Genomic DNA, 20,515 nt, shown 5'->3' with positions numbered 1-20,515 from the left:
AGAAGCTCATGCGTTGCTACTTTCACCCCGAACAGCTTCTGCACCATCCGCGCAGTTACTACTCCCGTGGGCAGCTGCGCACGCCGCAGGAAGTGCCCGAACGTGCCCGCAATCTGTTGCAGGCGGCGCAGAATCTCGGCTTCGACATCGCACAGCCGGACGATGCCGGCTTGCAGCCGTTGCTGGCGGTTCACGGTGAGGGCTACCTGAACTTTCTTCAGGATGCTCACCCGCGCTGGAAGGACATCCCCGAAGACTGGGGCGATGAGGTGATGTCGAACATCTTCGTGCGTGAGTCCAATGCCATGCGCGGCATTCTCGCCCAGGCGGCCTGTTACCTGGCGGACGGCAGTTGCCCGGTGGGTGAGCTGACCTGGCGTTCGGCCTACTGGTCGGCGCAAAGCGCAGTGGCCGGGGCCAGAGCGTTACTCGACGGCGAGCCTGCGGCTTACGCCTTGTGCCGCCCACCGGGGCACCACGCCCGCGCCGAAGCGGCGGGTGGCTTCTGCTACCTGAACAACGCCGCGATTGCCGCCCAGGTGTTGCGCGAGCGCTTCAGCCGCGTGGCGGTGCTCGACACCGACATGCACCACGGCCAGGGCATCCAGGAAATCTTCTACGAGCGTGACGATGTGTTGTACGTCTCGGTGCACGGTGACCCGACCAACTTCTACCCGGCGGTCGCCGGTTTTGCCGACGAGTGCGGCAGCGGTGCGGGGCTGGGCTACAACCTCAACCTGCCGATGGCCCATGGCGCCAGTGAGGCGGACTTCCTCGGCCAGCTGGAGGTCGCCCTGGCAGCGGTGAAGGACTTTGCTGCCGAGGTGCTGGTGTTGTCGTTGGGCTTCGATATCTACGAGCTCGACCCGCAGAGCAAGGTGGCGGTCACTCGCGAAGGTTTTGCTGCCTTGGGGGAACGTATCCGCAGCCTGGGCGTGCCGTGCCTGATTGTGCAAGAAGGCGGTTATCACCTGGAAAGCCTTGAGGACAATGCGCGGGCGTTTTTTGCCAATCAGCAGGACTGGCGCGTGCGGTAGGTGCCAGGTGCGCAGTCGAACCAGCGCAGACAAGCCCGGTGAAAGCTTTGCACGTCGCTGTAGCCAAGCTGGTCGGCGATCTGCACCAGCTCCAGCGCACTGCCTTGCAGCAGGTCTTCGGCGCGGTAGCGGCGGTACTCGTCGAGTAACTCGGAAAAGCTCCAGCCCAGTGCCTTCAAGCGCCGGGCTGCGGTGCGTTCGAGCAAGTGCTGGCGGCTGCAGAACATCGGCCAGCGCTCACTGTCGGCCAGGTGCACGGCCAGGTGATCACTGGCCAGCTCCAGCAAGGTCGCTTGGCTGTTGTGCCGGGTCTGTTGCAATAGGTCCACCAGCATTTGTTCCAGCGCCTGGTTGCCGGGGGTGAGCGTTTGTTTGAACAGTTGCGGGTCAAGGTGGATGCCATGTTCGCCATGGCCCCAGCTGACCGGCGCGCGCCAGGCCTGCCGGTGTGCGCCGCTATCGGCCGGTGCCGGGTGGGCCAGCTCGATGGCAATGATCGGGTCCTGCTCCAGGCCGCTGGCCAGCAACTTGCGCCGCAGCAGGCTGCAGATACTGGTAAGCATGTAGTCGGTGATCGGCGCGCTGGCCTTGAGGCTGCCGCAATCTTCCAGTCGCAGGGTCACCTGCCGCTCGCTATGCTCGATGCGCGCGCGAAAATGGCCGTTGAAAAACGGAAAGTACTCGACGAAAAAAGCGCAGGCGCTGTCCAGTGAAGCCGCCACATCGAAGAGGTAGGTCAGGCCATTGGTGGCGGTGGAGACGAAACGCCGGCCGGCGGCCAGACCGATCAGCGGGTCACCGGTTTGCGCCAGGGCCAGGCTCCAGAAGCGTCGCGACAGCACCAGCGGTACGCGCAGGAAGGGTGTGCGCAATTCGAACAGGCTGCGGCGAAACACGCCTTCAATCAGTGCCTGGTCGACACCTCGGGCCTGCAGTTCTTCGATGGCCGGCAGCAGGGTCGGGGCGTAGAAAGCATTGGCCGGCGCTGGGTTCATGAGCGCCCCGCCAACAACTGTTGGTCCACCTTGAGGATGGCGTCGATCATCGCCTGTGCGGCGGGCGTCAGGCTGCCGCCGACACGGCTGACAATGCCGTACTGCAGTTGCAGGTCGGGGTCGTTGGCATCCAGGTCGACGAAACTGAGCAGACGCAGCTCACCAACATCGACACGCTCGCTCAGGGCTTCGGCAGTGGCCAGGCCGATGGCATCCGAACGCATCACCACCCGGCAGATCGCATCGAACTGGGCGCACTCGACGCTGGTGACAAAGTCTTCCGTGCCCTGGGCGCGGGCGAGGATCTTGCGGATCATGGGCGGGATTCGCGTGCCGGCAATCGGATAGTCGAGCAGGGCGCTGAGCTTGAGCGCAGCGCAGTCGGCCAGCGGGTGCCCGGCGCGGCAGAAAAAGCGCCCGCGCCGAGGCCGCAGGACCTGTACCTGATAGCGCGGATCGTCCTTGAAATAGCGCGAGTCGGCGACCAGAAACTCGATCTGCTGCTCCTTCAGCCAGTTCCCCAGCTGCTCCCAGTCACCCAGATGAAAGCGCGCGCGCACCAACGGGTGGTCGTGGATGAACTGCGCCAGCGCCTCGGGCACGAGCAATTGGGCCGGATAGGGGCCGCTGCCGAAGTTGAGTTCGCCACCTTCCAGGCCGTTGTACTGCAACAGCTCGTTGTGCAGGTTCTGGCTGCCGGCCAGCAGGCGCCGGGCATGCTGCAGCACGAGCTGGCCCTGGCCGGTCAGGCGGAAGTCGCGGCTGCCTCGCTCGACCAGAACGCAGTCCAGGTCGCGTTCCAGGGTCTGGATACTGCGGCTGAAGGCCGGCTGGCTGAGATTGACAGCGTCGGCGGCGCGGACAAATCCACGGAAATCGGCTAAGGCTACAAAGTGACGCAGTTGGCGTAGATCCACCATGCACCTCTTGCATGTTGCAGATGTTTTTTATGCATTTGATCGATAGTGTAGCGGCTGGCATAAGTCTAGTCCTGTCCTTTTTCTGTGACTTGTCATGCTTGCCGCGCCCTTTGTTTCCAGTGCTTTCACCCGTACCTTGGTGGCTCATGCCCAGGGCTGTGGCCTGCCGGTCGAGCTGCTGTTGCAGCGGGCCGGCATTGCACCGGCCTGGCTCGAAGGGCACGGCAGGGTCCCGGCACTGCTGGTCGAGCAGTTTCTCGCAGAATGTGAGGCAGCCGGTGCCGGGCGCGACTTTGGTTGTGAGCTGGTGCCGGGCATGGCTACTCACTCTTTGCAGGGGCTTAACATCCTCCTCGACTCAGCCGCCACGGTACGTGCCAGCCTTGAGTGTTTTATCTGTTACCTGCCGCTGGTGACCAACTGCATACGGGTCAGCCTGGAAGAGGACGCAGGCCAGGCACAGCTACAGGTGCGCCGTTATCAGCACCAGCCGCATTACTACATGCTCGATGCTGCGGCACTGAGCCTGGTGCGCAACATTGCCCGACGTGCCGGCAAGCCGCCCGCCCGCCTGTTCAGCCACGTGAGCCTGTTGGCCGGGCAAGCGGCGGCGCCCTGGTTGCACGGCTGGGGCGTGGCGGCTTCCGAGGGCCAATGGCTGAACCTGCAACTGACGCCGCAGGCGTTGGACCTGGCGTTACCTGGGGCCAATGCCTTCCTGCACCAGAGCATGCTGCGCCAGTGGCAGGGGGCGACCGATGACGGTGGGCGCAAGGACAGCCTGCAACTGGCGCGGCACTGGTTGAGTGCGGGCGACCAGCCGATCGAACGCATTGCCGAGCGCCTCGGTTACCGCCAGCCGAGCAACTTCATCCGCGCCTTTCGCAAGCAGTTTGGCGTCACGCCCAAACAGTTTCGCCTGAACGCCCTGCAGGTGATGTAACGCCAGCACCGGTGTTTGCGCATGATCATTTTTTGTCGTGCACCGCTTGTGTCTGGCGGTGGCGGCTTGGGCATTTTGATCGAGCTGCGTAATCCAACTGGAGCTCGATAATGACAACAATAAGCTCAACCCGAACAGGCAGCGGTGGCCGCTCACCGCTGATCCTGGCCGTCCTGGCGTCTGTCGCCGCGCCTGCCCAGGCGACCACGTTCGACCTCAATGAAGACTGGAGCTTTACCACCCGAAGCACCCTGAGCCTGGGCAGCAGCTGGTCGACCCAGAGCCCCGACCGGCATCTGATGACCCGCGCCAACGCCTTGCAGGCCCAGGGCGTCAGCGCTGATGGCAGCAGTGTCAGCGCCGACGACAACCGCCTCAACTTCAAAAAGGGCGACCCGATCTCACAGACCTTCAAGGGCCTCACCGACTTCAGTGTCGATGGCCAGGGACAGGGTGCGTTCCTGCGCCTCAAATACTGGTACGACCACGCCTATGAAACCCGCAACGGGCGCTTCAAGGACTTCGATGACAGTGGCTGGGACGACCTGGCCAGGTTCCAGGGTTTCGAAGCGCTGGATGCCTACCTGTGGAAGGACCTGGAGCTGGCCGGTCATCCACTCAACGTCAAGCTTGGCAAGCAAGTGCTGTCATGGGGCGAGGCCTTGCTGATCCAGAACGGCATCAACGTCATCAACCCGCTGGATATCACTGCCTTCAACCGCCCTGGTGTCGAGATCAAGGAAGGCCAGTTGCCGGTGGAGATGCTGTCGTTCAGTTTCGGCATATCCGACACCCTCAACCTTGAAGGCTTCTACCAGTACAACTGGCGGCCCAGTGTGCTCGACGGCTGTGGAACCTTCTTCGCCAGCAGCGATGTGATCCAGCCTGGCTGCGGTCCTTTGTACCTGAGCCAGGTGCTGACTGATCAGCAGATGCAGGCCAGCGGCCTGTTTGCCAGTTCACGGGGCAACGAATCGCCTGCGGACAGTGGTCAGTTCGGCTTCGCCCTGCGCCAGATGCTGCCGGCGCTCAACGATGCCGAGGCGGCGCTGTACTTCATCAACTACCACTCGCGCCTGCCGTACCTGACCCTTGACGCACGCAACACCCGCCTGCCGGGCAACTTTCCCGGGGGCGGGCAGGGGCCGACGTACGCCGCCGCGTTCCCCGAGAACATCCGCCTGTATGGGCTGAGCCTGACCGCAGTGGAACCCTACAGCGGCATCTCTCTGGCCACGGAACTGAGTTACCGGCCAAACATGCCGCTGGCCTACAACGCACCTGATCTCACCTCAGCGGTGGTCGCCGGCGCTGCGGGCAGCTCCTGGGTCGAGTTGCCCGCCGGTTTTGACAATCGTGCAGGTGATCGTCTCGATGGCTGGCTGCGCAAGGGCGTGTGGCAATGGACCGGCTCGGCCACCCAGGCCATCGACAACGTGCTCGGCGCGACGCGCCTGAGCCTGTTTGGCGAAGTCGGCGTGGTGCATATCGACGGTCTGGGCGATGAGCGCCTGGGGCGCAACGCCGCCTTCGGCCGCAGTGCCCCGCGCAATGGCAGCACCTGCAACACCGTGGCCTCTGGAGTGACCAATCGCTACTGCACCGACCAGGGATTTGCCACGGACTGGTCCTGGGGTTACCGCCTGCGGGCAAGCCTTGAGTACAGCGATGTGCTGCCAGGGATCAACCTGATTCCGGCGGTCAACTGGCGACATGACCTCGAGGGCTATTCCTATGACCCGCTCGGGCCGTTCCAGGAGGGGCAGCAGGCCCTGGGTTTGAGCCTGACCGCCAACTACCTCAACGACTACAGCGTGGAGCTGGCCTACAACGCCTTCTTCGGCTCCAACGACTACAGCACCCTCGATGACCGCGACTTCGCCTCGGTCAGTTTCAAGGTTGATTTCTAAGGAGAACAATAAAAATGCGTATTCATCCCCTGTTGCTGGCGCTGACTTGTGTCAGTACCTGCGTCCTGGCCAAGAGCGATGACCTCGGAGCACTGGACAAGACCCTCACCCCCATGGGCTCGGAGCGCGCCGGCAATGCCGACGGCAGCATTCCGGCCTGGACCGGCGGCCTCGACAAACGCGCTGGCAGCGTCGATGGCAACGGCGGCTACAGCGATCCGTTCGCCAGCGAAAAGCCGCTGTTCACCATCACGGCGCAGAACCTTGCGCAGTACCAGGCCGCGCTCAGCCCTGGCCAGGTGGCGATGTTCAAGCGCTACCCGAACAGCTTCCAGATGCCGGTATACCCAAGCCATCGTAGTGCGCGCCTGCCGGCGGCGGTGCTTGCCGACAGCCGCAGTAACGCCAGCAAGACTACCCTGGCCGATGGCGGCAACGGCCTCCATGACTACAGCCGTGGCATCCCGTTCCCGCTGCCGACCGAGGGCATGGAGGTGATGTGGAACCACATGAGTCGCTGGCGCGGTGGCAGCTACGAGCGCTTGAGCAGCATTGCCCTGGTGCGCGAGAACGGCGCGGTCAGCTATATCCGTGCGCAGTCACTGGTCAGCTTCGCCGAAGCGATCAGCGGCCTTGAGCCCAAGGCCAACGTGCTGTTCATGTTCAAGAGCCGGGTGCTGGAACCGGCGCGTCTGGCGGGCGAGACCGTGCTGGTGCATGAGCCGGTCGACCAGGTGGCCGAGCCGCGTTCAGCCTGGCAGTACCTGCCTGCCCAGCGTCGGGTACGCCGCGCGCCGATGTTGGCCTATGACAACAGTGCCCGCTACAGCAACGGCCTGATCACCGCCGATAACATCGATGGCTTCAATGGCGCGCCGGACCGCTTCGACTGGAAGCTGATCGGCAAGCAGGAACTGTATATCCCCTACAACAGCTATCGCCTTGGTAGCCGGGCGCTGAAGCTCGACGAACTGGTCAAGCCCAACCACATCAATCCAGCCTACACCCGCTACGAAAAGCATCGGGTCTGGGTGGTTGAAGCCACGCTCAAGCCTGGTGCCCGGCATATCTACAACAAGCGGCGTTTCTATGTGGATGAAGACAGCTGGCAAATTGCACAGGTCGATCAGTACGACAGCCGTGGTGAGTTGTGGCGCAGCTCGGAACTCCACGCGATCCAGCACTACGATCATGATTTCACTTACAACGTGCTGGAAACTTCTTACGACCTGATCTCGGGTCGCTATTACGCCGGTGGTTTGAGCAACGAAGAGAAGACCCCGATGCGGGTAGGCTTCACGGCGAAAACCGATGATTACACGCCTTCGGAGCTGCGGCGCTGGGCCAAGTGACACAAGCCCTGCGGACTTTGCTGGCGCTGAGGCCGGCAAAGCCCGCAGGCGGCTCAAGGCGTCACGATATTGAACTGCGGACTGAAGGTGTCGAGAGTCGCCAGCAACTCGGCGATTTTCTTGCCGTTGCCTTCGACCTTGATCAAGCCTTTTTGCATCGCCGTGGGGAAATCCAGCTGTTTCAGGCTGACCTGCTCGAGAGTCGCCTTGCTCATGCTCAGGCCTGCATCAGCCTTGGGGTTGAGGCCTTCGCGGTGGGTCAGCACGCCGTTGCGCAGGGTCAGGTTGAAGGTCTGGTCGGGGTTGGTGAAGTGCCAGTTGAGGTTCAGGTCATGGCCGATCGCCTTGTCGACATCCACACGCACCGCCATGAAGTCGAAGAACATCTGCGGGGTCAGGGCGCGCACCATGTCGACCGACACCGAACTGCCGACCTGGCTCGGTACGCCGTTGCGCAGTTCCATGGCGCCGGTCAGGTAGATATTGCGCCAGTTGGCATTCTCGCTCTGATAACCCAGCTGTTCCAGAACATCAGCCTGGGCAGTCCGCGCCTTGGCATTGTCCGGCTCGGCGAACAGCAGCTGGTTGCCCAGTTGCGCGGCCCAGCGGTACTCACCCTTGTCCATGGCGGCGTGAACCTTGGCCAGCACGGCCTCGCTACCGCCCATGGCCTCAACGCTCAGCCGGGCACTCTCCACCGGCGGTAGCGGGTTGAGGTTGGCCGGGTTGCCGTCGTAAAAGCCCATGTAACGCTGGTACACAGCACGCGAGTTGTGGCTCAGCGAGCCGTAATAGCCCTGGGTGTACCACTTGTTCTGCAGCTCACCCGGCAGTTTCTGCATGTTCTGGGCGATTTCCATCGGCGTCAGGCCCTGGTTGAGCAGGTGCAGGGTGCGGTCGTTGAGAAAGGCATACATGTCGCGTTGATCGGCGAGCAAGGTACGCACCGATTCCGCGCCCCAGGTCGGCCAGTTGTGCTGGCCGAACAGCACTTCGGTCTTGTCGCCGTAACGGCTCAGGCTGGCATCAAGGTACTGTGACCAGGCCTTGGCATCGCGCACCTGGGCACCGCGCGGGGTGAGAATGTTGTGCATGGTCTGCGAGGCGTTTTCGGCAATGCCCAGAGCCTTGAACTGCGGCAGGTAGAAGTTCATTTCCGAGGGGGCTTCGGTGCCAGGGGTGAGCTGGAACTCGACATCAATACCGGCGATGCGGCGGGTCTCGATCGGCTTGTCGATCAGGTCGGTGGGCGCAATCAGGGTAATGCTGCCACCGATGGCCACGGCCTTGCCGATCGCGGCGTCGACCTGGCCCTGGTCACCGCGCGGCAGGTACAGGCCGAACTGGTATTGGGCGCGGCGGCTCATGGCGTTGCCGGCATAAACGTTCTCGCTCATCACGTGTTCCATGAACCCGCTGGGGGCGAACACCTTGACCTTGCCGGCGTTGACGTCGGCCTCGTCGATCACGCCGCGCACGCCGCCGAAGTGGTCGGTATGGGTATGGCTGTAGATCACCGCCACCACCGGTTTGCGCGCACGGTTCTGGTAGTACAGATCGAGCGCGGCACGGGCGGTTTCGGCGGTGGTCAGCGGGTCGATGATGATCAGCCCGTCGTCGCCTTCGATGATGGTCATGTTGGCCAGGTCCAGGCCGCGTACCTGGTACAGCCCGGGTACCACTTCGAACAGCCCGGCATGGTTGTTCAGTTGAGCCATGCGCCAGAGGCTGGGGTTGACCGTGGCGGGGCTGTCCTTCTGCTTGAGAAAGTCATAGCTGGCCAGGTTCCAGATCGGCTTGCCGTTGGCATCCACGACTTGCCCCTTGAACGGTGCGATCAGCCCGCGGCTGACGGCGGCGAAATCGGCATCATTGCTGAACGGCCGCTGCTCGAGCATGGCGGCGTTGTTGGCGCGGGTTTGTTCGCTGGCGGGTTCGGCGTACACAGCCTGGCTTAGACAGGCGAGGGCGATCAGGCTCGCCAGATGCTTGCGGCGCAACTGCATGGGAAGGGGCATGGTGTCTCCGTTTTCTTGTGGTTATGGCACACCCCCCCGAGCTTAAGGTCCGGCTTTTGCTGGCCGACAAGCCGTCAACGACAAAATCCATGCACCGGCGCTACTCAGTCGCTGCTGACCACCCGGTTGCGGCCAGCCTTTTTCGCCGCATACAAACGCCGGTCAGCAGTGGCCACCAGGTCTTCCAGGCCCAGGCAGCCATCGACGCGCAGTTCCGCCACGCCGATCGATACCGTCAGGCGGATTTCCAGCGACGGTGCGCCGGCCAGCAGGGTGCCGGCTTCGGGTACGCACACCGATTGCGCGGTGGCGGCGCGCAGCTGTTCGGCCATCTGGGTGGCCTGGGCCAGTGAAGTGTCAGGCAGCAGCACGCAGAACTCTTCACCGCCATAACGCACCACCAGATCCTGCGGCCGCACCAGCGCCCGGCACAGGGTGGCCAGGTGCTTGATCACCTCGTCGCCGGCGCTGTGGCCCCAGTTGTCGTTGATGTGTTTGAAGCGGTCGATGTCGAGCATCCACAAGGCCAGCGGCTGATCCTCGCGCAGGCGTTGGAGCAAGCCGCCGAAGTCCGATTGCAGGCGTCGGCGGTTGGCCAGTTGGGTCAGGCCGTCGACCAGGCCCATCTCGCGCAGTTGCCGGTTCAGGCGCAACTGGCCTTTGAACAGGCGATCGACGATGTACAGGGTCAGGGCCATCAACATGCCCAGCACTGCCCAGACGCCAAGGAACAGAATATCGATCTGCGCATTCACCGCCGCCCGCAGGTCGGCGGCGCTGATGTAATTGGTCAGCATCAGGTCGATGCCTTGCAGCTCACGGAATTGCAGGTAGCCCTGGTCAAGTTTCAGCGTGCCGTGGTCACGCTGGAACAGCATCGGGATCGACAGGCGCATGCTCGAGGCCGGCAAGCTGCCCAGCCAGTCGCCCGGCAGCGGTTTGAACGTCTGCTCACTGGAGGCGACCAGGCTGCCCTCGTCATCGATCAGCGCATGCTGTTCATCGCTTGCGGTGGTCTGGTAGAGGTAGTTCTGCAGCTTGGTCTGCGGCACGTCGTAGATCAGCGCACCGCGCATCACCGCATTGAGGTACACCGGGGTGCTCAGCAGTACGTGCGGCATGCTGCCCAGATTGCTGCCGGGTGGCGGATAGAAGGCGATGTCGAGGTCTTCGGCATTGGCGCGGTTCAAGTGCATCAAAGGCGAGCGGGTGAATTTGCGCAGGATCGGCTCCAGCTGCTCGTCCCTGACTGCCGGGTAGGCGATGACGATGCCGGAGGTGGTCAGGAACAGGATGCGTGACAGATTGCTCTCACCTTGAAACTGCGCGGGCAACACCTGGCTCATCGCGTGTGCCAGGTGCAGGTCTTCTATCAATTGCTGGGGCTCGCGGCTCAAGCCCGGAATGTTCGCCAGCCGGGCATCGCCTATGGCCCGAACCGGTGCATCGGACTTTGGCACCGGCAGCTCCCAGAGCGGCTGCTGGCTGTTGCGCATCGCTGCGGCAATGGCCTCGTTACGGCGCATGGCGGGTTGAATGTGGGCTTCGATCAGCAGCCGTTCGGCGATATTGCGCATGAACTGCAGCTGGCTCTTGCCGTTGCTCACCACGGCCTCGATGGCCAGCGCCTGCAGGTGCAGATTGTGCTCGCGTTCTTGCAGTTCGCGTTGCAGCAGCTGGTAATACTGACGACCGGCGAGTACCAGGCTGATGGCGAAAGCGGCGAGAAAACACAGGATCACCGTGCGTCGCGGGTGTGCGCAAGCCATGGGCAGGAGCAGGCGAGATCGCGACGCGGACGGTGATTTCTGCTGCATCGGGCATATCCACTGCTAAGGGCGTTGTGATTATAGATCGAAGTCATCACTCCGCCGCCCGGTCGCACGCTCAGTCTGTCTGGGGCTATCGGGATTTACCCAGGTAGAACCTCAAGGCCAGACGTTGCACCCAGCGCCCATAGGGCGGGTAGAACAGTTGTGTGGGAAACCACCATTGGCGCTTGAACACCGCCTTGCCGTGGGATAGTGCGCGAAAGCCTTCCTGGCCATGGTATGAGCCCATACCCGAATTGCCCACGCCGCCGAAGGGCAGGTCGTGCTGGAACACATGCCAGACCCAGTCGTTCAGGGTTACTCCACCGCTATGGGTTTCATTCAGCACGCGCTCGGTTTGCCTGGCATCAAGGCCGAACGGGTAGAGGGCCAGCGGCCGCGGTCGTGCCTGAATGTAGGCAATGGCCTGGTCGAAGGTGGCGTACTCGATGACGGGCAGCAGCGGGCCGAAGATCTCTTCCTGAGCCACCTGCATGTCGTCGGTGACGGCGGTGATCACCTGCAACGGCAAGCGACGGGGAGTGTTACTTGAACCATGGCAACTGAGGATCACCGCGCCCTTGGCCAGGGCGTCGGCCAGCAACGCCTGCAGCCGCAAGGCATGACGCTCGCTGATGATGCTGGTGTACTCGGTGCTTTGGGCCGGGTCCGGGTACAGACGTTCGAAGGCGTGCTTGAGTGCTTCGGCAAACACTTGGGCCTTGCCCTTGGGCACCAGCACATAGTCGGGGGCTACGCAGACCTGGCCGGCGTTGAAGCCCTTGCCATGGGCAATGCGCAAGGCCGCATCCTCCAGGTCGGCATCGGCACCGAGAAGCGCCGGCGACTTACCGCCCAACTCCAGGGTCACTGGCACCAGATGCTCGGCTGCGGCGCGCATTACCTGACGCCCGACCTGCGGCGCGCCGGTGAATATCAGGTGATCAAACGGCAAGCCAGTGAATGCCTGGGCGCTGGCCACCTGGCCGCCGAACACGGCCACCTGGTCTTCGTCGAATACCTCGGCGAGCATCTCTTGCAGCACCTGACGGCTGTGTGGCGCATATTCCGACACTTTGATCATTGCCCGGTTGCCAGCAGCCAGGGCTGCCACCAGAGGGCCCAGGGTCAGGTACAAAGGGAAGTTCCAGGTGCCGACGATGCCCACCACACCCTTGGGCTGGTACTGGACCCAGGCCTGGTTGCCGAAAAACAGCAGCTCGGTCTTGCGCCGCTCAACTTTCATCCAGCGCCGCAAATGGGCGATGGCGTGGCGTGCCTGCAGTACGGGGCCGAGCACTTCGATCTGGCGGGTTTCGAATGCCGCGCGGCCGCCGAAATCGGCTTCAAGGGCGGTGACAATGCGCTGCTGATAACCGCGCAGCACGGCGATCAGGCGTTTGAGGTCGTTCAGTCGACTGCTCAGCGAGGCGTAAGGTTTAATGTTGAAGGCCTGGCGCTGACGCTGCAGCAACAGCTGCATGCGCTCGACTTCCTGGGTGTCGAAAGCGTGTGACAGATCATTCATGGCCTAGCCCTCCTGACGGCTGCGCAGCAGCATGTCGGCGGCTTTTTCGCCAATCATGATGCTCGGTGCGTTGGTGTTGCCGCCAATCAAGGTCGGCATGATTGAAGCGTCGGCCACCCGCAGGCCAGCAATCCCGTGCACTCGCAGCTGGTCATCTACCACTGCCAGTGGGTCGTGGCCCATCTTGCAGCTGCCCACCGGATGGTATTGCGTGTCGGCCCGGTTGCGGATGTCCTGCTCCAGGGCCTGGCGGTCATGCTGGTCCAGCGGGTACAGCGGTTTGCCGCGATAGGGCGCCAGGGGCGAGGCCTCGAGGATGGCACGCTGGATGTCGGCGCCACGCATGAGCACTTCCAGGTCTTGTGGCTCGCTGAAGAAGCGCGGGTCGATCAACGGCGCTGCGCTCGGGTCACTGCTGGCCAGCTTGACGGTGCCACGGCTCTTGGGGCGCAGCAGGGTCAGGTGGCAGCTGAATCCGTGCCATGGCCGCAGCTTGCGCGCGTGGTCGTCGACAATCGCCGGGACGAAGATCAGCTGCAGGTCGGGCATCGACAACCCGGGTTGGCTCTTGAAGAACGCCCCGGATTCGGCGAAAGGCGAGGTGACCAGGCCCTTGCGCTCGCGTTTCCATTGGGCCATGGCCTTGAGCATCTGCCAGCTGAACGTCGGTGAAAAACCGAAGGTCTGGGTGTTGTTACTGCTGCGGTAGGTAAACACGTAGTCGATGTGGTCCTGCAGGTTCTGACCGACGCCAGGCAGTTCATGCGTGATGCGTATACCGTGCTTGTGCAGTTCCTGCTGCGGGCCAATGCCCGAGAGCATGAGCACCTGCGGCGAGCCGAAGCTGCCGGCGCTGAGCACCACCTCATGGCGAGCCTTGAGCACCACGCGTTGGCCGCCATGGCGCAGCTGCACCCCGACCGCACGGGCGGACTCGATCAGCACCCGTTCGACGGTGGCGCCGGTCAATACCTTGAGGTTGCGGCGCTGCAGATTCGGGGTGAGGTAGGCCTTGGCCGCGCTGCAGCGCTCACCGTTGCGCTGGGTGACCTGATACATGAATGCGCCTTCCTGCTCGGCACCGTTGTAGTCCGCGGTGCGCTGGATGCCATTGAGCTGGGCGGCCTGGATAAAGGCAGCGTTCAAGGCGCTCGGGCAGGACACCTCGGTGACGCTCAGCGGACCGTGCTGGCCATGGTAGTCATCGTGCAGGCTGTGGTTCTGTTCGGACTTGATGAAGTAAGGCAGCACGTCGGCATACGACCAGCCCTGGTTGCCTTGCGCTGCCCAGTGATCGTAGTCGTGGCGGTGACCACGCACATACAGCATGGCGTTGATCGAACTGGAACCGCCCAGGGTCTTGCCCCGTGGCTGATAGCCGCGACGGCCGTTGAGGCCCGGTTGCACCTCGGTCTGGAAGGCCCAGTTGTTGATCCGCGTGGGCAGCATGGCAACCATGCCCACCGGAGCATGGATCAGTACGCTGCTGTCGCTGCCGCCGGCTTCGATCAGGCAGACGCTGATGCTCGGGTCTTCGCTGAGGCGGCTGGCGATCACACAGCCTGCCGAGCCTCCTCCGACGACGAGGTAATCGAAGGTGCTGTTGATGGGGTCAGTGGTCATGTTCGGTGCTCCGTGACGTGTGCGGGCAAAGGCATCTGAGCGCTCAGAAGTGATAGCCGATGGTCAGCGAATAGACGTCCGGGTCAGCCTCGACGTCGATCTTGCGCTTGACCTGGCCAACACCCGGGGTCTGGGTCTTGATGGTGGCGGTGGTGTCGATCCAGTAACGGGCGTAAGAGAAGCCGGCACTCCAGTTGCCGATCAGGGGTACTTCCACGCCGACCTTGGCCACGGCGCCCAGCGAGTCATCCATTTTGGAGGTGCTGGAAGTGCCGCCGAACGCAGTGTTGTAGGCGGCGGTCATCTTCTCTTCGCTGAACCAGGTGTAATTGACACCCAGTGCTACGTAGGGCTGCATGCCCAGCACGTCGAAGTTGTAGGCCAGCAGCACCGCCGGAAACCACGCCCGGGCGCTGCCGACCTTGCCCAGGGGAGCGGCCGAACCCGCGCCGTCGAAATCGATCACCGGTGGTGCACCGGCCTGCATCAGCAATGACCAGGGGCCGCCAAGCTTGCGTTCGTAGACCAGCGCCAGGGTGCCGCTGTCGCGTACCTCGGCCTGGACGTTGGCAGGGGTGGTGCCGGGCATGCCGGTCATGTCTGCGGAGTCGGTGTTGAACTGAATGTCGGCATAGCCGATGCGCAGGATGTTGCGCGGCGCGTCGCTGGCCAGCGACGTTATCGGGATCAACGGCAAGCAGGCGGCAAGCGCGGGAGCAAGCATTCGTCTCATGGAAGCCTCAGCTTTTATTGTTCTTGTCGAGTGGTGCTGCAGTGCTGATGCTGCAACGCTGTGTTGCGCGGCGGGAGGTTGTAATGCGCCAGTACGGGGGTTAATTTCTGCCATCGGTGAATGGAGATCCCCTGATGACTCAGCTGATCGTGGGCCTGTATGGCACCTCACAGGATGTTGCGCAGCACAACATGCTCGGCTTGCCTGCCCTGGTGGCCGAACTGCAGGCCCAGGGCGTGAGTGAGGCGGGGCTGCTGGACGGTACCGAGCTTTCGCTGGCACAAATGCAGGACCCCAACACACGGATCTCTCACCGGCAGAAAGTGGTGATTTTCGCCAACATGCGGCGCCTGATGCTGCATGCCGACAGTGGCCTGCGCGCCGGAGGGCGGCAACGCATCAGTGATTTCGGGATCTTCGGCTACGCCATGCTGAGCAGTGAAACCTTTGGCCAGGCCGTCGATTTCGGGATCAAGCACATACGCCTGTTGGGGCCAGTGTTCGAGAAAACCTTTCGCCGGGAAGGGGACGAAGGCATCTTCGTCGGTCAGGGTTTTTTTGCTCTCGGGGAGCTGATGCCGCTGGCCACGGAATTCTGGTTTGCCTCGATCCAGGCGCTGGTCCAGTGCGTGCTGGAAAAGCCTTTTCCTTCGGTTCGGCTGCTGTTGCCCTATCCACCACCGACCTACTGGCGACGTTATGAAGAGGTCTTTCGCTGCCCGGTGGAGTTCAACAGCGAGGTGATGGAGTGGCGCTTCTGCGCCTCGGTTCTGCAGCAGCCCTGCCCGAATGCCAACCCCATTACCTCGGCGATGTCGACGGGGTTCTGCCAGCAACTGTTTGCCAGCCTGCCGGATGAGGCAGACCTGATCGAAGCGGTGCGCCTTGCGTGCCTGAGCCGAACCGGGCGCTTCCCCGGTGCCGACGCGGTGGCGGCCACCCTGGGTATGTCGACCCGCACCCTGCACCGGCGCCTGACCGAGCATCAGCGTACCTATCAGGGTGTGCTGGATGAAGTGCGCTGCGCCTTGGCCATCGAGTTCTTGCAGAAAAGTGATTTGCCCATGGAGGAACTGGCGGCCCAGGTCGGCTTTTCCGAGGCGGCCAACTTTCGCAAGGCGTTCAAGAAATGGACCGGTCGGGCGCCGGGAGACTATCGCGCGGCCTTTCGCAGCGGCGAGTGAATTTGACCCATGTGCTCCGCCAGCCTGGCGCTGGCGGAGCGGTGAGGGGATCAGAACGGATTGTTCAGGTCGATGCCGGACTTGCCCGGGGCGAGGATGTTGTTCGGGTCGAGGGCGCGTTTGAGCGCGTGCTCGAGTTTGCGTTTGACCGGCCCGTAGCTTTGCGCAACGCGTTCCTGGAACGCGGTATTGACCCGGTAAACGGCGTAACCGTGCTGCTCGAAGACATCCAGCAACTCGGTGAAACAGGCGTTGGCGCGCTGGGTTTCCTCGGGGTTGGTGCGGTCGTACAGCACGTCGATGACATGGTGCATGTCGCGCCAGCCGACGATGAACTCACCGACATAGTCCAGGCCATGTTTGTTGAGGATCTTTTTCGCCAGTGCCTGCTGTTTGTCGCACTCGCTGCCGCGTGCCTGACTGACCGGTGCGAACCACATCGAGCCGCCACCGCCACGCCAGTTGTACAGGCCGAACTCCTGCAGGTTGGGCACCCCGGACATCAGCTGTGCGCGGTACTTGAACGGCTGGGTGTCGCCTGCCTCGTCCTCGGTGACGATACGGCCCTTGCCCAGTTGCTTGAGGGCGCCGGTGACGATCTGCCAGTTCACATCGACCTGTTCCTGGGTACCGTAGAGGGCGGCGTAGACGTTCCAGGCGCCGAGGTTCTTGTCTTTCTGGATCTGTTTGAGAATGGCGTCGGAAGTGGCGCCGGGCTCGGTGGTGTAGTCGCTGCGCCGGGTGTTGCAGGTCGAGGCTTCCCACAGCACGCCAGCGATCACTACCGAGTTGGGGATGACCTGGGCGATGCGCAGCGGGCGGATGAATTCGACGATCTCGGCGATGTCCGATTCATTCTCGAACTTGATTTCAAACGGCTTGAACACTGGCGGCTTGGGCATCAGCCAGAAACCCATCTTGGTGCAGATGCCGTAGTTGGCCTGGGTGAACATGCCGTCGAGGGTCGGGCCGTAACCCCACTTGAACACCTGCCAGGCGTTGTCGCCTTTGACCCCGCCCATGCCGGTGCGATAAACGTCGCCATTGGCCAGCACCACTTCCATGCCGCATTGCATCAGAAAGTGCTCGCCATAGGGCGTGTAGCCGACGCCGCGGTCCATGGTGTTGCCCAACGGCCCGGCAATCGCCGAAGGCGCGGAAAACGACAGCATCAGTGGCAGCTTGTGTTCCTGGATGTAGTCGTAGAGCTGCTGGTAAGTCACCCCCGGTTCGACCAGGGCGGTACACAACTCAGGGTCGACGTGAAGGATCTTGTTCATTTTCTTCAGGTCGAGGATCACCTGGCCGCGCTGGCCGGGAGCCGCCGAGCCATAACCGAAGTTGCGGCCGGTGGAGATGGTCCAGACCGGGATCTTGAACTGGTTGCAGATCTTCACCACGCCCTGCACCTGTTCCACCGTGGTGGCGGTGACGGCAGCAGCGGGCGCATGTTCGGCGTTGTCCACGGCCATCATGATCTTGTTGTAGGGGATCAACTGATCGTCCTTGACCAGGACGTTGTCGTCGCCCAGCAGGGCGCGGAACTGCGCCAGAGCTTGCTCGAAACGGGCGGCATCGACGCCGCGAGGCAGCAGGGTATTGGCGGTTGCTTGGCTCATGTAGGAATCCTTCAGACTGCGATCGAGAACGACACATAGGTGCCGGTCAGTGCCGAGGGGCGGCTGGCAAGCAGCGGCGCCTGGCCGGTGTCGGTGCTGCCGAGTACGGCCAGGGCGTAACCGAGGGTGGCCGCCCATTGGTCGCCGGCCATGCCGCGTTTGGCGCTGGCCAGTTGCAAGGTCGGCGCCGGGCTGTGCAGGCGCTGCTCGTGCAGGCTGAAACCCTGGCCGCAGGCGTGCAGTTGCTGGCCCAGCTGCAACGCGCAACCGTGGGAGGCCTGGGCGCTGAGCAGGCGGTGGCGTGATTGCCCGGCATGGGTGCTGTGCTGGCCCAGCCACTGCACGCGTGCGCCGGCGCTACGCGCCAGGTCGACGATCAACGTGGCGCTGGCATCGTCGAGCAGGCCGATCAAGCGCTGCGCTTGGCCGCTGGCAAGGCGCTGCTGCAGCTCAAGCATGAGCGCCAGCTCCAGGCCTGCGGGTATCACCTGCAGCTGCGGGGCGGCCGGGCTTGCCTGCAGACCCTGGACAAAGGCCGAGCGGGCGACCTCGGCACTGACCAGCGCCAGGCTCGCGGCCTGGGCGTGAGCGGAACGGCCCAGCACGCTGTTGGCCAGGCTCAGGCTGGAACTGCTCAGGGCAACACCGGCCAGGCCGCCAATGGCCATGCCCTTGAGCAGCGAACGACGTTCGACATTCATCATCACAGCACCCTCAAGGCTTGGCCGCTGGCGCGGGGGATTTGGAGAGGTAGTCGCCGACCTGTTGCAGGGCGTTGTCGTCGATGAACGAGGCGGGGAAGGCGGGCATGGCACGAAACCCGTTGCGCACGATGGCGCTGATATAGGCAGCGGGCAATTGCCGGCCTTTGAGCTGCGGGCCGACCTGGCCTTCATGGCAGTGGCCGCAGACTTTCGCATAGACATTCTCGCCGCCTTTCCACACCCCGTCGCCATCGGCGGCGGCAGTGCCGGCCAGCAGGATCAAGGGCAGGGCAAGGCAGGTGGTGACGGTCCGTCGCACAGCCTGGCGGTTGGGCAGTAGGGACATTGCGGACTCCTTATTGTTATGGGGGTAGGTCAGGCAATCAGAACGGGTATTGGCGCGGCTGGTGCTGCACGGTGATCCAGTGGTCGGTGGTGAACTCTTCGATTGCCCAGTCACCGTTGAAACGCCCCAGCCCGGAGTTTTTCTCGCCGCCGAACGGGGCGTTGGGCTCGTCGTTGACCGGGATGTCGTTGATGTGGCTCATGCCGGCGTGCAGGCGCTGGGCGAACTGCACCGCACGCTCCAGGCTGGTGCTGAACACCGCGCTGGACAGCCCGTATTCACTGCGATTGGCCAGCTCCAGGGCATGTTCGGCATCGCGTGCAGCCTGGATGCCCACCAGCGGGCCGAAGATCTCGTCGTGGGCGATGTTCATCTCGGCACTGACGTTGCCGAACACATGCGGCGGCAGCACGTTGCCCTGGGCCTGGCCACCGAGCAGCAGCCGGGCACCTTCGGCCTGGGCGGTGGCAATCTTGTCTTGCAGGCCTTCCAGCTGCCGGGCGTTGATCACCGGGCCGATCACCGTGCCGGGCAGGTTCGGGTCGCCGCAGGGCAGGGCCTTGACCCGCTCGACAAAGCGTTGAGTGAACGCTTCGAGCAGTGGCTGCTCGACGATGATGCGGTTGACCGCCATGCAGATCTGGCCCTGGTGCAGGAACTTGCCCACCACCGCGGCGTGGACGGCCTGTTCCAGGTCGGCATCGGCGAGGACCACGAACGGGCTGTTGCCGCCCAGTTCCAGCGCCAGGTGCTTGAGGTGCTCGCCACCGCTGGCGATACGACCGATGTTGCGCCCGACCTGGGTCGAGCCGGTAAACGAGATGAACGCAGGCACCGGGTGCTCGACAAAGGCGTCACCGATCTCGGCACCGGCACCCACTACCACGCTCAGCGCACCGGCTGGCAGGCCGGCTTCTTCGAAGATGCGCGCCAGCAGCAGGCCGCCGCTGACCGGGGTGTCGCTGGCCGGCTTGACCACCACGGTATTGCCCAGGGCCAAGGCCGGTGCCAGGGAACGGGCGGTCAGGTGCAGGGGGAAGTTCCACGGGCTGATCACCCCGATCACCCCCAGTGGCTTGCGGTACACCCGGCTTTCCTTGCCGGGAATGTTGGAGCTGACAATGCGCCCGTGGACGCGGCTAGGCAGGCTTGCCGACTCCAGGGTGATGGCGCGGGCGGCGCCCCATTCGATCTGGGCCTTGATCCGGGTGCTGCCGGACTCGCGGATGATCCAGTCGATGATTTCCTCACGACGCTCATCGAAGATGCGCACGGCCTGGAGCATCACCTGGCTGCGCGCGGCGGGGGACTGTGCGGCCCAGTCAGGCTGGACCTGACGGGCGCTGCGGTACGCCGCGTCGAGGTCGTCGCGGTTGGCCATGGGAATCTGCAGCAGGGTCTGCTGGTTGAACGGGTCGACTACCGTCAGCGCGCGCTCGGCGCTGCCAGCACGCCAGTGTCCGGCCAGCGGCTGCAGGTGAAGGTTCTGGTAGGCAGGGCGGGTAGGGGTCATCGGTTTCTCTCTTATTGTGTCGAAAAGGTTTCGATGAACAGCCCATAGCTACTATCGTGCCATGTCGTTTTAATGGGTAAAAATCTATATGAAACAAATAGTTATATTGTTTTTGTATGAGGGATTGGAAAACGCGGACAGCAGCAGGTGCGAAAATTTATGCAGAGAAGTCGTCGAATGCAGAAAGCTCGACGCAGGTACCGCCAAGGAAAAAATCCGGGCGGTAATCGGTCATTTGCGCGCCTGGACGTTACCCTTGGCCTGTTGGCTGATTGACCG

Annotated in this window: 16 protein-coding genes; 5 read left to right on the top strand and 11 right to left on the bottom strand. The window is 63.2% G+C overall.

The window, feature by feature from the left end; genetic code table 11:
• Positions 1–8: 8 nt before the first annotated feature.
• A complete protein-coding gene (locus AC07OF_RS24205; RefSeq protein ID WP_157192074.1) occupies positions 9–1,037 on the top strand; it encodes a histone deacetylase family protein in 1,029 nt (342 codons plus the stop codon).
• Here AC07OF_RS24205 and AC07OF_RS24200 read toward each other — a convergent pair.
• The gene (locus tag AC07OF_RS24200) at positions 1,013–2,032 is read right to left on the bottom strand and encodes an AraC family transcriptional regulator (RefSeq protein ID WP_495073573.1); all 1,020 of its coding nucleotides are present in this window, start codon (positions 2,030–2,032) and stop codon (positions 1,013–1,015) included. The two genes, AC07OF_RS24205 and AC07OF_RS24200, sit on opposite strands and share 25 nt — an antisense overlap.
• Positions 2,029–2,949 (bottom strand): LysR family transcriptional regulator, encoded by a 921-nt coding sequence (locus AC07OF_RS24195; protein ID WP_157194713.1) that lies wholly within the window; start codon positions 2,947–2,949, stop codon positions 2,029–2,031. Before AC07OF_RS24195 ends, AC07OF_RS24200 begins: the two co-directional genes overlap by 4 nt.
• A 97-nt stretch (positions 2,950–3,046) precedes the next feature.
• Here AC07OF_RS24195 and AC07OF_RS24190 point away from each other — a divergent pair, with 97 nt between their 5' ends.
• The 3 genes from AC07OF_RS24190 (at position 3,047) to AC07OF_RS24180 (ending at position 7,157) form a co-directional block, all read left to right on the top strand.
• The gene (locus AC07OF_RS24190; RefSeq protein WP_495073572.1) at positions 3,047–3,895 is read left to right on the top strand and encodes a helix-turn-helix transcriptional regulator; all 849 of its coding nucleotides are present in this window, start codon (positions 3,047–3,049) and stop codon (positions 3,893–3,895) included.
• Positions 3,896–4,005: 110 nt separating this feature from the next.
• The gene (locus tag AC07OF_RS24185) at positions 4,006–5,805 is read left to right on the top strand and encodes a DUF1302 domain-containing protein (protein WP_157192077.1); all 1,800 of its coding nucleotides are present in this window, start codon (positions 4,006–4,008) and stop codon (positions 5,803–5,805) included.
• Between the two features lie 14 nt (positions 5,806–5,819).
• Positions 5,820–7,157, top strand: coding sequence for a DUF1329 domain-containing protein (locus AC07OF_RS24180; RefSeq protein ID WP_476445472.1), 1,338 nt, complete (start codon positions 5,820–5,822; stop codon positions 7,155–7,157).
• Positions 7,158–7,210: 53 nt separating this feature from the next.
• Here the strand turns inward: AC07OF_RS24180 and AC07OF_RS24175 are convergent, their stop codons facing one another.
• The 5 genes from AC07OF_RS24175 to AC07OF_RS24155 all read right to left on the bottom strand — a co-directional run bounded on the left by AC07OF_RS24175 (position 7,211) and on the right by AC07OF_RS24155 (position 14,870).
• A complete protein-coding gene (locus AC07OF_RS24175) occupies positions 7,211–9,175 on the bottom strand; it encodes an alkyl/aryl-sulfatase (RefSeq protein WP_495073571.1) in 1,965 nt (654 codons plus the stop codon).
• 104 nt (positions 9,176–9,279) lie between these two features.
• The gene (locus AC07OF_RS24170; protein ID WP_157192080.1) at positions 9,280–10,992 is read right to left on the bottom strand and encodes a diguanylate cyclase; all 1,713 of its coding nucleotides are present in this window, start codon (positions 10,990–10,992) and stop codon (positions 9,280–9,282) included.
• 85 nt (positions 10,993–11,077) lie between these two features.
• Positions 11,078–12,514: a coniferyl aldehyde dehydrogenase gene (locus AC07OF_RS24165; protein WP_157192081.1), complete on the bottom strand. Its 1,437-nt coding sequence runs from the start codon at positions 12,512–12,514 to the stop codon at positions 11,078–11,080.
• A gap of 3 nt (positions 12,515–12,517) precedes the next feature.
• Complete coding sequence (locus tag AC07OF_RS24160; RefSeq protein ID WP_157192082.1) at positions 12,518–14,137, bottom strand: GMC family oxidoreductase; 1,620 nt, start codon at positions 14,135–14,137, stop codon at positions 12,518–12,520.
• 43 nt (positions 14,138–14,180) lie between these two features.
• Entirely contained in the window at positions 14,181–14,870 is a 690-nt protein-coding gene (locus tag AC07OF_RS24155) for an OmpW/AlkL family protein (protein ID WP_157192083.1), read from the bottom strand.
• A gap of 134 nt (positions 14,871–15,004) precedes the next feature.
• Between AC07OF_RS24155 and AC07OF_RS24150 the strand changes: the two genes are divergently transcribed.
• Positions 15,005–16,054, top strand: a complete 1,050-nt coding sequence (locus tag AC07OF_RS24150; protein ID WP_495073570.1) for an AraC family transcriptional regulator — start codon at positions 15,005–15,007, stop codon at positions 16,052–16,054.
• A gap of 50 nt (positions 16,055–16,104) precedes the next feature.
• Here the strand turns inward: AC07OF_RS24150 and AC07OF_RS24145 are convergent, their stop codons facing one another.
• The 4 genes from AC07OF_RS24145 to AC07OF_RS24130 are packed head-to-tail and all read right to left on the bottom strand — an operon-like array spanning position 16,105 to position 20,236.
• Positions 16,105–17,673, bottom strand: coding sequence for an FAD-binding oxidoreductase (locus tag AC07OF_RS24145; protein ID WP_495073569.1), 1,569 nt, complete (start codon positions 17,671–17,673; stop codon positions 16,105–16,107).
• An 11-nt stretch (positions 17,674–17,684) separates the two neighbouring features.
• Positions 17,685–18,374: a hypothetical protein gene (locus AC07OF_RS24140; RefSeq protein ID WP_157194714.1), complete on the bottom strand. Its 690-nt coding sequence runs from the start codon at positions 18,372–18,374 to the stop codon at positions 17,685–17,687.
• Between the two features lie 13 nt (positions 18,375–18,387).
• On the bottom strand, positions 18,388–18,723 hold the full coding sequence (locus AC07OF_RS24135; RefSeq protein ID WP_157192086.1) for a c-type cytochrome: 336 nt from the start codon (positions 18,721–18,723) through the stop codon (positions 18,388–18,390).
• A gap of 37 nt (positions 18,724–18,760) precedes the next feature.
• Positions 18,761–20,236, bottom strand: coding sequence for an aldehyde dehydrogenase family protein (locus AC07OF_RS24130; protein ID WP_157192087.1), 1,476 nt, complete (start codon positions 20,234–20,236; stop codon positions 18,761–18,763).
• Positions 20,237–20,515 lie beyond the last annotated feature (279 nt).

The sequence above is a fragment of the Pseudomonas sp. GW821-FHT10B02 genome, assembly GCF_059415665.1.
The sequence above is the reverse complement of the archived record's forward strand: the minus strand, read 5'-3'. Positions and strand labels throughout refer to the sequence as shown.

Bases quoted from the DNA above. Each gene is read 5' to 3' on its own strand.
- AC07OF_RS24145 (WP_495073569.1), bottom strand. From the start codon at position 17,673: ATGAGCCAAGCAACCGCCAATACCCTGCTGCCTCGCGGCGTCGATGCC.
- AC07OF_RS24130 (WP_157192087.1), bottom strand. From the start codon at position 20,236: ATGACCCCTACCCGCCCTGCCTACCAGAACCTTCACCTGCAGCCGCTG.
- AC07OF_RS24175 (WP_495073571.1), bottom strand. From the start codon at position 9,175: ATGCCCCTTCCCATGCAGTTGCGCCGCAAGCATCTGGCGAGCCTGATC.
- AC07OF_RS24150 (WP_495073570.1), top strand. From the start codon at position 15,005: ATGACTCAGCTGATCGTGGGCCTGTATGGCACCTCACAGGATGTTGCG.
- AC07OF_RS24135 (WP_157192086.1), bottom strand. From the start codon at position 18,723: ATGTCCCTACTGCCCAACCGCCAGGCTGTGCGACGGACCGTCACCACC.
- AC07OF_RS24190 (WP_495073572.1), top strand. From the start codon at position 3,047: ATGCTTGCCGCGCCCTTTGTTTCCAGTGCTTTCACCCGTACCTTGGTG.
- AC07OF_RS24160 (WP_157192082.1), bottom strand. From the start codon at position 14,137: ATGACCACTGACCCCATCAACAGCACCTTCGATTACCTCGTCGTCGGA.
- AC07OF_RS24200 (WP_495073573.1), bottom strand. From the start codon at position 2,032: ATGAACCCAGCGCCGGCCAATGCTTTCTACGCCCCGACCCTGCTGCCG.
- AC07OF_RS24155 (WP_157192083.1), bottom strand. From the start codon at position 14,870: ATGAGACGAATGCTTGCTCCCGCGCTTGCCGCCTGCTTGCCGTTGATC.
- AC07OF_RS24140 (WP_157194714.1), bottom strand. From the start codon at position 18,374: ATGAATGTCGAACGTCGTTCGCTGCTCAAGGGCATGGCCATTGGCGGC.
- AC07OF_RS24205 (WP_157192074.1), top strand. From the start codon at position 9: ATGCGTTGCTACTTTCACCCCGAACAGCTTCTGCACCATCCGCGCAGT.
- AC07OF_RS24165 (WP_157192081.1), bottom strand. From the start codon at position 12,514: ATGAATGATCTGTCACACGCTTTCGACACCCAGGAAGTCGAGCGCATG.
- AC07OF_RS24185 (WP_157192077.1), top strand. From the start codon at position 4,006: ATGACAACAATAAGCTCAACCCGAACAGGCAGCGGTGGCCGCTCACCG.
- AC07OF_RS24180 (WP_476445472.1), top strand. From the start codon at position 5,820: ATGCGTATTCATCCCCTGTTGCTGGCGCTGACTTGTGTCAGTACCTGC.
- AC07OF_RS24170 (WP_157192080.1), bottom strand. From the start codon at position 10,992: ATGCAGCAGAAATCACCGTCCGCGTCGCGATCTCGCCTGCTCCTGCCC.